This window comes from Pseudomonas sp. 8 R 14, from assembly GCF_900005955.1.
Lineage (GTDB): Bacteria > Pseudomonadota > Gammaproteobacteria > Pseudomonadales > Pseudomonadaceae > Aquipseudomonas > Aquipseudomonas marginalis.
This window is the reverse complement of sequence record NZ_CVTH01000052.1, coordinates 92,757-108,321: the sequence shown is the minus strand read 5'-3', so window position 1 is coordinate 108,321 and position 15,565 is coordinate 92,757. Positions and strand designations below refer to the sequence as shown.

Below are 15,565 nucleotides of genomic sequence, written 5' to 3'. Positions count from 1 at the left end.
CCCCTGGCTTCGCGTGAGGCATTACGAGGCTTTGACTTTGAAGCGGCTCAGGCCCTGTTGCATGGAACTGGCCCGTTCCGACAGGTTCTTGGCCGCCACCGCGCATTGTTGGGAGTTGACCTGATTCTGCTGGGTGACTTCGTCGATCTGCTCCAGGCCGATGCTCGCCTGCTGCAGGCCGGAAGCCTGTTCACTGGAGGCTTGGTAGATCAACGACACCAGGCTGGACACCGTGCTGGTGCCGGTAACGATATTTCTCAACGAGTCGGCTGTGCGGCCGGCGATGATCATGCCGCGCTGGGTCTTGGTCGAGGAATCTGCAATCAGCGCGGCGGTTTGCTGGGCGGCTTCGGCGCTGCGGGCGGCGAGGCTCCTGACCTCATCGGCGACCACCGCAAAGCCACGGCCCAGTTCGCCGGCACGGGCGGCCTCGATGGCCGCGTTCAGCGCCAGCAGATTGGTTTGAGCGGCGATGTTGTCGATGGTGGTGATAATGGCCGTGATGTCTTTGCCCGAGTTGTCGATCTCCGCCATGGCGGCGATCAATTCACTCATCAACTTGTCACTTTCCCCGGCGTCGGCGCGGGAAGCCTGGGATTGCTCGTCGGCCTTTTTCGCATTGGCGGCGTTGTCGGTGGTTTGCGCTGCCATCTGGGTCATCACCGCACTGATTTCAGTGATGGACGAGGCAGAATTGGACGCGCCGTCGGACAGCGACTGGCTCAACTCGGTGACCTGCGCGGAACTGCCGGTGATTTGCGTGGCGCTGGTCAGCACCTGGGAAATCAAGGTGTTCAGGTTGCCGACCATTTTTTCCAACGACTTGCCCAGGGTGTCATTGGGCGAGGACAGGCGCACTTCCAGATCCAGGTCCCCTTCGGAAATTCGCTCGGCCACGCGCACCTGGCGTTGCAGGCTTTCCGACATATCGTTCAAGGCAAAGGACAACTGGCCCACTTCATCTTCAGATTTTTGCACCAGCCGACGCGAGAAATCACCCAGGCTGATGTTGGCGGCCAGGGCGGCGGCTTCACGAATCGGACCGACGATTTTCGCCGTGGCGAACCACAGCGCCAGCAATGCCAGCAAGGAGATACCCACGCCGACCGAGACCTGCCAGATGCTGCTCTTGACGCCGCGTGACTGCAGTTCCTGCTCCAGGGCAATGGCCTGGCTCATGACCACCGCCTTGGGCAGATGGATCACGATCGCCCAGGGCTTGCCGGTGCGGCCCAGGTTGATCGGCATCTGCACTTCGATTTCCTGGGAATCCGGGTTGAACCGGCTGTCTCCCTGACCCTTCTGTACATTGCTCAACACGTTCTCCCAAGAGCCGGGCAACAACGCTTTCAATGACTGGCCAATGAGTTCCGGGCGTTTACTGTCGGCCACCACCAACCCTTGATTGCTCAGGATCGACACGGAGCCTTTGCCGCCATACAGGTCGGCGGACATTTGCTCGCTGAGTTTCTGGATAAACGAAATGTCGAAGTCTGCACCGACCACGCCGTAGAACTTGCCATTGGCGGTGATAGGTACCGACAGCGTGGTCAACCACACATTTTTGCCTTGCACCACGTAGGGAAGTGGGTCCAGCACGCTTTCTTTCTGGGTGTCCCGCGGGCCGGAATACCAGCCGCCCTTCAGCACACCATTGGGGTGGCGGGCATCGGAATCGTACTCAACCAGCGGTTGCACGGCGATATGGCCGTCTGAACTGCGTGTCCAGTAAGGTGTGAAGCGGCCCGTCAACGGGTTGTTACCGCCTTCATTGATACGAAAGGATTGGTCCTGGCCGTCCAGCGCGTCCGGCTCCCAGCATGAATACGTGCCGTTGAAGTCGGGGTTGTCCTTGAGCACGCTGAGCAGCATCGTATTGATCTGCTCGCGGCCCAGGCTCAGCGGGCTCTGGGCACTTTTACTCGCTCCCAGGGTATTGGCCATTGTGCGTGCCGAGTCCAAGGCGTTCTGCAGTTTTGCCTGGATGGCATTGGCACGCGACTCAGCCAGGTTTTGCACTTCGCGGATGGTGGCGCTTTCAATCAGGGTTGAAACTTCAGCACCCACAAAAGCCTGGTTGGCATTCGAGGAATACAGGCCATATAACACCAGGCTCGCGCAAGAGATAAACAGGCAGAGCCCGGCGGTGAAACAGATTCGAGTCTGCAATGAGTTGAATTTCATGATGTTTCCTGCCCATGCTAATAGTTGCCAACATCATCGAATGTCGACATTCCGGTACTTTCTTGGCGCAAGGCATAGTGTTCTATCATTGGCTGCTTAGGCATATGCATGCGGTACAGCGCTGAGTTTGCTTAATGCTCTTTTGGCATCTCTTCATCGAGCCATAAATGCTCGGTGTTTTTAAAACCGTAACGCTGGGGCGGTACTCTCGCGACAATTCGATCGGATTGTGCGGGATCACTCAGGTCTATTATTTTCGGCGTTACATAGATATTTAGAACGGGCAGGAAAAACACTTTGATTTTTGGCATCAATAAAGAGTCGGGATGTTGCTCTATGACGACACCGATACTGCCACTTTTCAATTGAACAATAGAACCGACCGGGTAAATACCCACGGACTTCAAAAATGCACGAAATACTTCGTCATCAAAGTGTCCGTCCCATGTGGACATTTGCTGGATGGCGACGGCGGGGTCCCAGCCCTGGTTGTAGGAACGGTCCGAGGTGATTGCATCGTAGACATCGCATACCGCCGCCATCCGGGCCACCAGGCTGATCTGGTCACCCGCCAACTGATGGGGGTAGCCGCTACCGTCGAACTTTTCGTGGTGATGCAGGCACACATCCACGACCATTTCGCACATCTGCGAGGCCGCCAGCAGGGTTTTCTCCCCCTCCCGTGGATGGGTGCGCACCAACTGCAATTCGTCACTGCTCAACCGGCCAGGCTTGTTGAGGATGGCACCTGGTATGGCCATTTTGCCGATGTCGTGCAGCAACCCGGCCATCCCGACCCGACGAATCAGTGCGGAGGACAGGCCCAATTGATTGCCCAGGGCAATCATCAACGCACACACGGCGACCGAATGCATGTAGGTGTAGTCGTCGATGCTTTTAAGGCGTGCCAGGCTGATAAAGGCGTTGGGATGGCGGGCGATCGAGCTCGAAATGTCGTCCACCAGTGCACTGACGTCTTCAAGCTCCAGGGCCCGGCCCATGCGGGCATGGCCGAACATTTCGACAACGGCGGTCTTGGCGCGGCTACAGATTTCCTGTGCGGCGACCAACTCGTCTTGCATGGATCTGGGGACGACGGGAACGGCTGGCGCAGCTGTCGGGGCCTGGGTGGCAGGCTGGGTGCCGCAGCCCAGGGCGCACGGCCCCTCTGAGGGTGCACCGTCCCGCCAGAAGGGCTTTGCCTCGCCGTCAGGTGACTGCAGATTAAGTTCATTGCACTTCAACATGGTATGCCCTCTGTTGATGTTCTTCTTATACGTGTCTCATCAGCCTCCCTGGCTTGAGCAGTGTTGTCTTACCTTTCAGATCGGGCTCGCGGCCTTGATACGCGCGACTACGCGGCCTGCCAGGTCATCCGGGCGAAACTTCGCCAGGAAGTCATCGGCCCCGACTTTCTTGACCATGGCCTGGTTGAAACCGCCCGACAGGGAGGTGTGCAGTACGATATGCAACTTGGCCATGCGCGGGTCGCCGCGGATTTCGGCGGTCAGGGTGTAACCGTCCATTTCCGGCATTTCGATGTCTGAAATCATCATCAGGAACTCCTCGTGCGGGTTGCGCCCCTCCTCGAGCATGGCCCGAAGGTAATCCAGCGCCTGGCGCCCATCGTTCAAGGCGACCACCTCGACGCCTACCGTCTCCAGGCAGCGGGTCACCTGTTTACGCGCCACCATCGAGTCGTCCACGGTCAGCACACGCAGATGCCTGGCCTGTTGGGTGACGGCTTCATCCACCACGCCGACGGATATTTCCTCGGACGAGGGCGAGATTTCCGTCAGCACCTTTTCCACGTCGATGATTTCGACCAGACGATCATGGGCACGGGTAACGGCCGTCAGGTAATTGTTGTCGCCGCTGCCCTTGGGGGGCGGATGAATGTCTTCCCAGTTCAAATTGACGATGTGTTCAACCGCATACACCAGAAAACCCTGAACGCGGTTGTTGTACTCCGTAAGTATAATAAAGGCGCTTTCTTTATCCGTGATCCCGGGCAGTCCTGTTGCCATCGCGAGGTCTAGAATGGGAATGCAAGCGCCGCGTATATTGGCAACGCCACAAATGTTGTTATTAGACTTTGGTAGTAGAGATAACTTGGGGCAGCGGATAACTTCCCGAACTTTAAAGACGTTGATCCCGTACAGCTGTTGGTCGTTGAAGCGGAATAGCAGTAATTCCAGCCTGTTCTGGCCGACCAGTTGTGTACGGCTGTTAACGGATGCCATTACACCTGCCATACACACCCCTTGATTCTGGTTGGAACAGCGTTGATGTCTTAATGACATTAGCATATGTGGGGGAATGTAAAATATATGTGAAATAAAAATAATCGACGGGTTTATCGTTAAAGCAATATCGGCGCGGATGATTAGCTATTCAGGCGGATGTTTTAAAATAGTTAGTTGGCTAACTTGCTGGATTGGGAGTTGATAATGATTAAGATTGGAAAATAGCAGGGTGGATGTATGACAACAAAAGGCCGAGACGCTGAATGCGACTCGGCCTTTCTTGTTACTGGAATGCGCGCGCGTCTTGGGTGAGTACCAGCACTCGTTCGACCATCAGTTCACTTGGCACGATCAATTGTTAGGTGGCCAGTAGCTTGTGACGGTTGGCACCTTCGAGCTCGAAGGCCAGGTCGGTGGTCATGGCGTTGAGTGAGGCGAGGGTTTCGCTTGCTTGAATCAGCAGGGGCTCGGGGGGGCGGTGCGTAATACATGCTTCACCGCGGGATAGTCGAGCCGGAACAGATGGATCATCGTCGGGTGCTGGAAATTGCTCTACCCTTCCTCGAAAGTCTCTAAGGCATCCAGGCCGACTGGACGCCTCTGGACACCATCAGTGCGCTGTTCCACAAGCCCGAAGGTGAGCTCTGCCCGTGGTTGTTCGAACACTTTAGCGCTGTCTAGCCAAGGTCGGTCACGAATGGAAAATACCGGTATTGAGTACACCGACAAACAACGCTGGTTTGCGCTCACCAAGATAAACACGCTCTCGGCCCTGTCACAGATCGTGCAGATAGGTACCGTCACTCCGCTGCTATCGCTTTCGCTGGATCAGCATGGGGTCGAGCCGGCAAAGATCGGGGTGATTGTCAGTGCCTCGTGGTTGGCGATCCTGCTGCTCTACAAATGGGTTCCGCGCTTGCTGGCCCATTTGGGGCTCGTCAAGACGAATATCCTCAGCGCAGCGCTGACGATTGCCGCGCTGATCGGTATGACCTTGACTACCCATTTGGTACTGATTTTTTCGCTGAACTTCGTACTCGGTATTGGCTTGATCCTGCGCTGGATTGCCTGCGATACGTGGATCCTCGCGGTCGCCTCGAAAGACGAGCGCGGCCGGGCGATCGGCATACATGAGACCTTGATGGGCCTGGGTATTGCTGTTGGCCCGCTGCTGTTGGTGGTATTCGGAGTCGGGAGTACCGCGCCTTACTACGCCTGTGCCGTGATCGTGTTGTTATCCGGCGCGCTGGCCTTAACCCTCAAGGGCTACGATACGCGACCGCAAACACCGGCGGAAAAACGCCATGGCAAGTTATTCAGCGTCATCCCCACGGCGCTGTGTGGCGCGTTTATCGCAGGCTTTTCGGAAACCTCATCCGTATCGTTCCTTGCAGGCTACAGCCTCTCGGCTGGTTATCTGTTGACCGCCGCCACCCTGCTGATATCGACGTTCGGAATTGGCGGCACCCTCCTGCAACTGCCGGTCGGCTGGATGGCCGACCGCAGTTCCTACAAGGTCGGTCAATTAGTCTGCGGCTTGATACTGTTGCTAGGCACCCTGGCTATTCCGTTCAGCCAGCCGCTCCCTTGGTTGGCGACGATTACCGTGTTCCTCTGGGGGGGCGCCATTGGCGGCATGAACACCCTGGCAGTGATCGAGGCGGGAGACCGAGTGGGCGAACATCAAATGTCCACCGCCATGACGGCGATTGCGATGTTCTACACCTTGGGTAGCGTATTGGGTCCCATTGCCACGGGCGCCACAGTGTCCTATGTCAGCGAGCATGGGCTGATGATCTCGGTGGGGGTAGTCGGTGCGGTTTTTATTGCAATGTTGATGTTGCGCAGAGTTCCTGCATCAGAGTGAATTGCGTCTGTACCTTGTTTAGCGCTGTATCCCGGTTGCGCCTCTGCTGGAGATAAATTCGGAGAACGTCGTCTTCACAAGGGCAGGGGGGCTTTCCCAAGACTGGTGCTGGGCAGCCGGGAATACCATTGGATACCAAAGCGTCTGGAACTCAAAAAGCGCTAGAAAGCGCAATGCGGTCATCAAAACTTTGTGTTTGCTGGATTTCAGGCATAAAAAAGACGTCCGTGGGCCGGGGTAATCTGAATTTGCATCCTATCCCATTGATTATTTAGGATATATTTATTTTTTAGTTTTGATTGGAATACCAATTGGAATACCCCTACGAGATATCCACGCTCTGGCCTGGCGCTTGTAATCGATTTTACGCCTTTGCTTCTCATCTTTGATTTGGGAGGATCTTCCTGCCGCTCTCGGGATACAGGTTGCGCTTGATAGGAGGCTGAAGGTGGTGAACGGCAGAACCCGGCCAAAAGCAGCCAGTCTCTACGAAATCGGGGACTATTCAGCGACTAGTTTTTTTCAGCAGCTGTCACTTCGAGTAAAGCGGCCGCTATGATGAGGCGAAACGGATGGGACCTATTTATGATGGGGACTGCTATGAACGTGTTTATCAGCTCTGTAGTACGTAATTTTGAGCACTATCGTGCGGCCGCCAAAAAAGCAGTTTCTCTGTTGGGGCACACCCCCGTGATGTGTGAGGATTTTGGTGCAAGGCCCTATTCCTCTGAAGTCGCATGTATGACTGAGGTTGACCAGGCCGACGTAGTGGTGCTGATTCTTGGCGCGGACTTCGGCTTCAAAACCAACACAGGTGAGTCCGTCACTCAGCAGGAGTTCCATCGCGCCAAAGCTGCCAATAAACCCATCCTGGCTTTTCTGGAAGAGATTCCAGTCGAGGATGATCAAAAGCGCTTTCACTGGGAGGTTTCCGATTACGTCGATGGCCTTTTCCGTTCCACCTTCACAGGTGATCGCGATCTCTCAGACAAAATCATCCAGGGGCTAAGCCAACTTGCAGCCAGTCGCAGTGCCATTTCCGAACAGGAGTTCGTTCAGCACCTGCAGAATCGTAGCAACGGCCGAAATTGGAATAGCCGGCCTCGTGAAGATCGCCTAGAGCTCGTGTTTCTGCCGCAGCCCATTCTCTCGGGTACGTTGCGTTCCATGCACACCCAGCATGATGAATTCTTCCTCAAGCTTTCTCAGGCGGGCTTGGTTTCTATCAAGGGTGGTTACAAGTCATTTAACGAGGGAGACATCACCGGCCTAGATGCGGAGGAGGCCTCTTGGCGGCATCACGATAATGGGATGAGCTGGCTCTCTATTTCTCTGGCAGCCCCAGGAAAGGGCGGCGAATATTTTGCCTCCTATTACATCTCGCCCAGCCGGCTAAAACGCTTTGCGGAAGAAGCTTTTAGTTTGATTAGCAGAGGTAAGGGAGGCTGGTTCCAGTTGGGGATCTACGGAATTTCTCACCAAGTCTACGCAGAGCCGCCAAGCACCCCTGCATCGTCGATGTCCATGCCGCACCGCAGTGAGAAAAACATTGAGGAAAGAAAACTGCTGATTCCAGCGTCACAGGGCGTTTTCAACCAGTGGCTGGAAGACGCTTTGTTCCGAATCGGACGCAAGCTTTCCTAAAGAATTGAGCGTGGCCAGCAGGCGGAAGGGGGATAAGCAACAATGAACCACTCGACCCCTTCGTGTCTCAGCTTGGCAGTTCTTCTAGCTTGAAGATCCGGTTGTCAGCCTTGAGCGCTGGAAAGGCTTCGCAATATGCATAGGGCTCGCTGAATGAAGTGCTGGGCGCATGAATGTTGAAGACCTTAACCTGGGGAGGGTGGCCGCTTTGACGTTCATGGCGAAGGTCGTTCAGAGACCCAGGTGCCTCACCATTTTGTTCGGCAATCGAAATCACTAGATCTCGAAGGGTTTCGATTTCTGCATCTGATGCTTCTGCATAGGTGGTTAGTCGCTTATGACTTCCAAACCCGCCACGGGTAGAGCCGATTCGATTCAGGTGCACGTGAACCACCGTTACGATCTTCATACCGAATACCTTATTGAAGCCCAGGATGCGCCTCCTTCCGGAGGCGCTGTGAGGTCGTAATCAGCCCTTGGGAGGACGGGGGTCGTTGCCATAGGAGTCACGTTCACGGATCAGGTTGTCCCGGCCGTGGATTAGCACTTCGCTTTTTTGGTTTTGAGCTATCTGACGAGCCGCGTCAGCAGCTTCCTTTTGAGTTCGATGGTGGGAGGTGTCTTTAGTATTGCCCTCGCCCCGAACCGCCCAGCCTTCATCACGTTTCACGACGTGCTGATTTTTGCCTGCCATGGAACACCTCTACTAGTGAGTTGCCTGCTTAGTAGAAGGTAGCATCGAAACGGACAAATACAACATGTAGTGATAGATCGACTGGGAGCGCATGTATGTTGTGCTTTGTCTCAGGCAATCGGCCTGTCTTGCTCAAGCTTACGTGCAGAAGCAGAAGTGCCTCGCCGGTTCGCGACGCGGCTGCTCCTCTCTAAAAGTCTTAATGACCTTTGTGTTGGCGACAGCCGTCGGCATCCTGCGTTTCTACTTGCACTGCACTTCGCTGAACGGTGTGATCTCCTTTGGCGGTGTCGCAGCACACAGTGGTTTGCGCCAATAACCCACGCTATGCCATTGGCCGTGCTTGAACCCGACCTCAGGGTAAGTGCCAATATGGGTGAACCCGAGCGCTTCGTGGATACCTATGCTTCCGGCGTTGGGTAAGGCGATACCTGCATAGGCCGCATGAAATCCCTGTTTTTCAAGGAGTGGTAAAAGCCGCTGATAAAGCGTGCGGCCAATCCCTATTCGGTGTACGGCTGGATCGATATAGACGGTGACATCTACCGACCAACGATAAGCTTCCCTGGCTCGATGCTGGCTTGCATAAGCGTATCCAACAACGTTGCCTTCCACCTCGGCTACCAAATAGGGATACGTCGGCAGTGTTGCGGCTATTCGTGCTGCCATCTCGTCGACAGTCGGTGGCGCCAGCTCAAACGAGATGACGGTTTCCAAAACCATTGGTGCATAGATAGCCTGGATGGCAGAGGCATCAGCGGGTGTAGCAACCCTCACTTTATAATTCATGTCTTTCCTTGCTGCCCCTTAAAGAACCGCATTTGAAGAGCTGAGCCACCTAAGGCCAGCCCTTTAAAGTGTCGCGATAAAACCGTGATCTTCGCCTCCAGCGGGCTCACCGCATCCACGAGCCGCAGAGAGCACCGTTCACTGAATTGGGAACTTTTGCTCGTGTAGACCAGGCTGCGGGATATCCACGACGACCTCTTTACAACCGAGAACCTTCGCCAGGAACAGCGCTGTTAGCCCACCAAAAAACTGCGCAATGATGAACGGCGCTACGTCTGATATCCGTATCCCCGAGAACGTATCAGTGAACCCGCGAGCGATCGTCACCGCTGGATTCGCAAAGCTCGTGGAGGACGTGAACCAGTAAGCTGCAACAACATACGCGGCGACCACCTGAGGCACTTTTGCTTTGTGATATTTATCGCATAGCAGAATGGTCAGCACCAATCCCGACGTTGCCAGGTACTCACTGAACCATTGCGACGGCCCTGTGCGAATATGATGGGAGAACTCGACCACAGGTAGCTCGAACATGAAGTGTGCAGCAAATACCCCGAAGAGTGCACCCGTCGTTTGAGCCGCCACGTATGGGCCCACTTGCTTACTGCTCAGCCCCCCGCGCAAATAGGCGACTACGGACACCACCGGGTTGAAATGTGCACCGGAAAAAGTGGAGAAGCACACGATCAGCACATACAAGCTCGCGCCTGTTGCCAGTGCATTGGCAAGAAGCGCTAGCGCATCGTTACCGTTTGCCAGGCGCTGACCCATGATTCCAGACCCAACTACGGTGCATAGCAGAACTGCTGTACCGAGAAACTCAACCAAGATTTTCCGTGAAGTACTCATTGGATAGGTCCATGAGGAGAGATTTGAGGGGTAGCGGCTACTAGCCGACTCGTAGCCGCAGATGCTGTTACGAGCAGCAGGACTTGGGCTTAACGGGCTGACTTCCTTCCACGACATACAGTGCATCGTCTGCGGAAAGGTAGGCATCCTGTGAGGTCAAGTCCGTGGGCACACCGCGCTTGTAAACCCTGCCGCTATCGCCGGTGAGTTCAAGCCCAGGCCCTCGGTAAATCACCGTCACAGACTCCCCAGTCTGAACTTCAGGCTTGGTACCAGTGACAGTGACGGAGTAGAACCGGACATTGCCAATTCGCTTGGTTGAGGCGTCGTTCCGGGCCTCAATTTTAATTCCCGTGAGACCGACTTCCTGAAGCTGCTTGTAAAACTCCTGTTCTTGAAGCACGCCTGAGTAGCAGGCCGACCATAGCTTGGTGTCTCGCTTCAATTCGTCAGGGATGGCGATATCTGAGACGTTGTCGGAAATTGCAAAACGGCCACCTGGTTTCAGTACCCGATAAATTTCGGCGAAAACATTCTGCTTTTCGGTTTCACCAACCAGATTGATCACGCAGTTCGAGATCACCAGATCGACAGACTGGCTGTCGATAAGAGGCTTGGACTGAGAGCTATCGCTGATGAACTGCTCGAAGTTTTTCCACGATGCCCAATCAGCACAAGGCTCCGTACGCAGGCGTTCCTCGGCCAGCTCCTGATCGATTTTCAAGTTGCTCGCGGAGGCCTTGTAGAAACGCAAAGGTGCGCTATCTGTTGCCTTCTGAAACGCATTCGCCTCTTCGCGAGCGATCTGCAACATGCTCGGGTTGATGTCGATACCAAAGACAGCACCCTTACTGCCGGCGATTTGGGCAGCTACATAGCAATTCAGACCGGCCCCTGACCCCAAGTCCAAGACGACATCACCTTCGCGCACATACTTGGTCGGATTACCGCACCCGAAGTTAGCTTCGATGATTCGCTTTGGAATTTTCTTCAGGTACTGGGCACCGTAGGCGTCGCTGCAGCAACTTTCAGTCAGTTGCGATTCAAGGACAACGTTGCCGTTGCTCAACGCCTCGGTGTAGTCAGCGATGATTGTGTTTTCAATTGCAGAAGTCATTACTCACATCTCCCGTTTAGCAGCACGAAGTACCATCAGCGCAGCACGATTCCTCGGCAGAGCCTGCGATGGGCACAAGCCCTTTGGTGACCTTGGGATCCCGGATTGAAGGCGTGTTGCAGTCGAAGAAGCCGCTCTTGTCCAAGGCTGGCTCGACATAGCAACGCACGGGGATGAATTGGTCTTGATAAGGCGCTGACATCAGCAGATTGAAGGTCTTCTCACACACCGCTGTACGGACGCCGCGCTGGTATGTATGGCCGTCATCGTCGACCGTATGCTTCCAGGGGCCTTTGTAGATAACGGCATGCCCCTGGTCGAGGCACACGCCGGCCTTACCTTTGTATGCGCTCACGGTGAAGAGTCGGAACTCAATGCCATCCTGAATGGAGACAGGCACTTCGGATGCCAGCTCATAAGTGATGCCATGAAAACCCGTTTCGCAAAGCTTCTCGGCAATAGCAGACTCTGTCAGCGCGTTGCTGCACTCCAACCCCTCAACTGTGAAGGCCCTGAGCGAGACGGCTTCCTCATCAGACAGAATCGCCGGGAATACCAGTCGACCATGACGTTGCAGTCGCTCGTAGAGCGATTGCGCGATTCGGCCAAATTCGGGCTCAGCATTGAACCCTTCCCAGTAAATGTTCGCGAACGCGGCCGCAGCGGGATCGGCTCCGATCGCACTCGAACTGAACGTTACGCCATCAGCCTGCCCAAACTGGGCTGTGAGTTCGTCATTGCGGCTAGCGGAGCAGATGAAAAGAGTGTCTTTGCCATCCTTCAGCGACTTGTTCAATGCCTCGTTATGCGCGCGCCAGGCAATATGGCCGGGCACTTGGAGGCCTTCAGTTTGGTTGGCCAGCCTGAGAGCCGCCTGCAACAAAGTAAGTGACGACATCTGTTATCTCCTTAGCATTTCAGGCAGCAACGTTTGAACACACCTTCTTCCGGTGGTGTGACCGAGTCCATAAAGAGCTTGTCCAGACGGGAGTCCGAATGCTGCCAGTCGAAATGAAACTCGTGCTCCTCCAACTGCAGTTCCTTCACCGTGTCGTTGTTGAGCAACGGTGAGCCCTTGTAGAGATGCAGCCGAGTCTCAAACTGGATGGGGTCGACGATGTTCTCCAGCTCGTTGCGAGCAATGAAATCGTGTAGCTCGGCCATGTCCTCAAGGCTCACCCAAGGGTTGAACGTGATGAAGGTCGGGTTAACCTTGACGCCGGCCTCTTTCAGGAATGCCAAGGCCTCCTCGATCATGGGTACGTTCATTTCCTTGAAGACTTGGTCGAGAACTTCCTGCTTGGGGAACTCCAACGCGGTGGTGATGAAGGCAAGCCCGAGCTGCCCCATTTCCTTGATGGCGTCTTTGTTCTCCAGAATATGATCCACGCGAGTGGTGAAGTCGTACGTGAGGTCAGGGAACTGCGAATGCAGGGTTCGGATAATTTTCAAACCATGCTTCTTGGCATTGAAAAAGTCGGCATCCGTAAAGGTAAGGTGAGTCATTCCCTGCGCGACGAGGTTCGCAACGTCACGCTCAACAAGATCGTCGGAGACCAAAAGTACCTTGCCGTCGTAGGCCGCATACACAGAGCAGTAGGAGCACTTGTGGTGACATCCGCGCGACCCTTCGACCCCACCTACGACTTTCTTTTCGCCGAGCAACTTTTCCAGTTGAGGTTGCGGGTATTTGTGTAGAGGCGGTGCCAAGTCCCTGCGTGGCAGGCGGAACCCGTCACGGATCAACTGAGGTACTACGATTTCACTGGAAAGGCCGCGAGTACGATCGATGACTCCGCGCAGATCTCGTCCCTGCTCGCCACTCAGGTGTTTAGCCAAGCTGACAATGGGTTTTTCCCACTCGCCTGCGATCGCGTAGTCACCGTACTTAGAGGCCAGGCTTTTTGCATTGATGGTCGCGTATTGACCGAAGAAGCAAATTTTCTGGGAGGGCTTCGCTTCTTTAAGCTGCTTGGCTAGCTGCGTTCCCGCAGTCAGAGAGTCAAAAAGCGGTACGCAGATGAAGACCAAATCTGCGTCGCTGAATCTCTCCAGGGAAAGCCCCTCAACGTAGATATCGATCAGCTGCGCGTCGATATCTGCATCGAGTAGAGCTGTGGTTGCAGATATCGCGTTGAGCGGTTGATACCCCCCTTCGAATGTACTGGCGACCAGGTACTTCATTCTCTTTCTCCTTGAGCTCAGGCACGACGATTCGGTGACTGGAGTCACTGATGGTTTTGTAGGAATTCGAAGTTAAAGCGAGATCAGCAGAAGGACTGCCAAGCCTATCAATGCTTGTAGAACTGAGCCGGCGGTCACTAGGCGCATGTACCTGCCGGTGCTGTATTCGGGAAAGGCGTCGGTTTTGACCAACCAGTAATAGCTGTCGTTAGGGAGAATGGCGACGAAGGATCCCAGGCATACGGCGAACGTGACGCTCATCAAATCCACTCCGCTCGACGCCAAGATTGGCGAGAGAACAGGTGGGATGGCAGCAAAGGTCGCAAGCGAAGAACCATTTAGTGTTTTGAATACCGCTGCCAGCAGGAACACCCCAACCAAAATATGCGTGGTGCTGCCCGACGCGCTGAATGCCTGCTGAATCAGATCTTTCGGAAGCACCATACCGAGGGCTTGGCCCAACGCGGATGCACAACCTATGGTGAACAGTAACGAGCTGGTTCTGCGCATCGCTTTGGACAGTAAATCTTGAACCTCACCAGGTTTGCAGCTAATCGCGATTAATAACGATGTGGCAATCAGCGCACCGGCGGGCGTAGTGAAGAACTCGATTACGGAGTGTTGATTCTTTGGGATGGTGTACCCGGCGATCAGGAGCACGAAAAATACAGCCAGAGGCAGAATTACTTTGATAACCGAGTCCTGAGGCGCGGCGGAGTCAGTAAAATCGCTTGGGGATGAAAAATCTGAGCGTGTCGTCCAGTAAGTCCAGATCGTCCCGGCCACCCAGGTAACGACCGTAAGCAGCAGCCCTAAATACAGAAATTTCGGATCATGAGTATTTGCCTCCAACCCGATCCCAATGATCAGCGGGCCTGCGGGCATCAAAAGCTTGAACCCCGAGTAGCATCCGATCGCAATGTACTTTCTGTGCTGTCCTGCGATGGGAGCAAGAGAGGCGTAGGCGGTATCGGGACAGACCATGCCGGCACCGAGCAAAGGTGACAGTGATATACCGAACTTTCCGAAGGAAGCGCTTCCCTGCGTCGAGATCCAGCCAGCAATGAAAAACGCGCTTAGGATGACGATGGCGAAATAGCCGAGGTTGTTTCCGAATCCTTTGCTCAGCGACTGGAACACTTCACCGCTGCTAGCCCCGGCAAGAATGGGGATCAGAATTGCAGTCAGCAGCATTGCGACAGGGAGAGGAATGGAAAAGCTGCTCCATAGGTTCCGTAACCGGGAGCCTGTTTTCGTCCTAAGCGCTTCTACCAACATCCATGTACCTCCAAGCGTTTCCAGAACCGCCTCTCAGAGACCTACAAGCCTCATCTCCAATTCACAATCGCAAAATACGTTGCGAGTCGCAACTAATATCTTGGAACAATTTCGCTGGCCCTTATGCCCAAAAAAAAGTGTCGCTACGACTGCTAAGGTGGTATTAGCGTTTTCCCGGAATTGCGAGCCGAGTGCTATGCCAACGAATGATCAGATCGACCAGGATGCCGAACAGCTCTATGAAGCGCTGAGTCATTTGGTTCGCGTGTACCAGTTTCGTGACAGAGATCGCAGCTGCTGCGAGGGCTTATCCGTCACTCAATGCTACGCACTTGAGCATGTGATTAAGGCAGGGCCGGTTCGCGTTCAATCGTTGGCCAGCGAGCTTTTTCTCGATAAGAGCAACGCCAGTCGGCTGGTCGATTCGCTTGCCAAACAAGGGCTGGTTCGCCGTGTGCCCGACGCAACTGACGGCCGCGCCCTGGCGATCACGGTGACGCCAGAAGGCACGGCCATTTATGAAAGTATTCGGTCGGATCTGGTGGGTGAAGCTCGCAACTTGGCCTGCGATTTGTCGAAAGAAGCACGTGACGGGGCGATCGAAATGCTTCGTCGCTTCGCTAAAGCCACCGAAAAACGCTGCGGTCTGAAAGACCTTAGCCGTGACGAGTATTTGCCAAGCAAATGCTGCTGACGTTGCGGTAAGCAGCTGC

14 protein-coding genes are annotated in these 15,565 nt (G+C 54.7%); 3 read left to right on the top strand and 11 right to left on the bottom strand.

Annotated features, from left to right (window positions below; genetic code table 11):
* Positions 1 to 21: 21 nt before the first annotated feature.
* From BFQ01_RS11330 to BFQ01_RS11320, 3 genes are all read right to left on the bottom strand, one after another.
* A complete protein-coding gene (locus BFQ01_RS11330) occupies positions 22 to 2,184 on the bottom strand; it encodes a methyl-accepting chemotaxis protein (RefSeq protein ID WP_065925340.1) in 2,163 nt (720 codons plus the stop codon).
* Between the two features lie 131 nt (positions 2,185 to 2,315).
* Positions 2,316 to 3,431: an HD-GYP domain-containing protein gene (locus BFQ01_RS11325; protein ID WP_083244873.1), complete on the bottom strand. Its 1,116-nt coding sequence runs from the start codon at positions 3,429 to 3,431 to the stop codon at positions 2,316 to 2,318.
* Positions 3,432 to 3,506: 75 nt separating this feature from the next.
* Positions 3,507 to 4,439: a chemotaxis protein CheV gene (locus tag BFQ01_RS11320; RefSeq protein ID WP_065925338.1), complete on the bottom strand. Its 933-nt coding sequence runs from the start codon at positions 4,437 to 4,439 to the stop codon at positions 3,507 to 3,509.
* Between the two features lie 688 nt (positions 4,440 to 5,127).
* Between BFQ01_RS11320 and BFQ01_RS11315 the strand changes: the two genes are divergently transcribed.
* Entirely contained in the window at positions 5,128 to 6,297 is a 1,170-nt protein-coding gene (locus tag BFQ01_RS11315; protein ID WP_065925337.1) for an MFS transporter, read from the top strand.
* Positions 6,298 to 6,897: 600 nt separating this feature from the next.
* Complete coding sequence (locus tag BFQ01_RS11310; protein WP_083244876.1) at positions 6,898 to 7,941, top strand: DUF4062 domain-containing protein; 1,044 nt, start codon at positions 6,898 to 6,900, stop codon at positions 7,939 to 7,941.
* Positions 7,942 to 8,008: 67 nt separating this feature from the next.
* Here BFQ01_RS11310 and BFQ01_RS31390 read toward each other — a convergent pair whose 3' ends face one another.
* From BFQ01_RS31390 to arsQ, 8 genes are all read right to left on the bottom strand, one after another.
* A complete protein-coding gene (locus BFQ01_RS31390) occupies positions 8,009 to 8,350 on the bottom strand; it encodes a hypothetical protein (RefSeq protein ID WP_003364707.1) in 342 nt (113 codons plus the stop codon).
* A 60-nt stretch (positions 8,351 to 8,410) separates the two neighbouring features.
* On the bottom strand, positions 8,411 to 8,635 hold the full coding sequence (locus BFQ01_RS31385; protein WP_083244872.1) for a DUF2188 domain-containing protein: 225 nt from the start codon (positions 8,633 to 8,635) through the stop codon (positions 8,411 to 8,413).
* 243 nt (positions 8,636 to 8,878) lie between these two features.
* Positions 8,879 to 9,424, bottom strand: coding sequence for an arsinothricin resistance N-acetyltransferase ArsN1 family B (locus BFQ01_RS11305; protein WP_065925336.1), 546 nt, complete (start codon positions 9,422 to 9,424; stop codon positions 8,879 to 8,881).
* Between the two features lie 138 nt (positions 9,425 to 9,562).
* A complete protein-coding gene (locus BFQ01_RS11300; RefSeq protein WP_065925335.1) occupies positions 9,563 to 10,273 on the bottom strand; it encodes an aquaporin in 711 nt (236 codons plus the stop codon).
* A 67-nt stretch (positions 10,274 to 10,340) separates the two neighbouring features.
* Positions 10,341 to 11,390 (bottom strand): arsinothricin biosynthesis methyltransferase ArsM, encoded by a 1,050-nt coding sequence (gene arsM / locus BFQ01_RS11295; protein ID WP_065925334.1) that lies wholly within the window; start codon positions 11,388 to 11,390, stop codon positions 10,341 to 10,343.
* Positions 11,391 to 11,406: 16 nt separating this feature from the next.
* Entirely contained in the window at positions 11,407 to 12,288 is an 882-nt protein-coding gene (locus BFQ01_RS11290; RefSeq protein ID WP_065925333.1) for a methyltransferase type 11, read from the bottom strand.
* 11 nt (positions 12,289 to 12,299) lie between these two features.
* Positions 12,300 to 13,574 (bottom strand): arsinothricin biosynthesis radical SAM protein ArsL, encoded by a 1,275-nt coding sequence (gene arsL / locus BFQ01_RS11285; RefSeq protein ID WP_065925332.1) that lies wholly within the window; start codon positions 13,572 to 13,574, stop codon positions 12,300 to 12,302.
* A gap of 72 nt (positions 13,575 to 13,646) precedes the next feature.
* Complete coding sequence (arsQ, locus tag BFQ01_RS11280; RefSeq protein ID WP_065925331.1) at positions 13,647 to 14,852, bottom strand: arsinothricin export permease ArsQ; 1,206 nt, start codon at positions 14,850 to 14,852, stop codon at positions 13,647 to 13,649.
* Positions 14,853 to 15,048: 196 nt separating this feature from the next.
* Between arsQ and BFQ01_RS11275 the strand changes: the two genes are divergently transcribed.
* On the top strand, positions 15,049 to 15,546 hold the full coding sequence (locus tag BFQ01_RS11275; protein ID WP_054617134.1) for a MarR family winged helix-turn-helix transcriptional regulator: 498 nt from the start codon (positions 15,049 to 15,051) through the stop codon (positions 15,544 to 15,546).
* Positions 15,547 to 15,565: the final 19 nt, after the last annotated feature.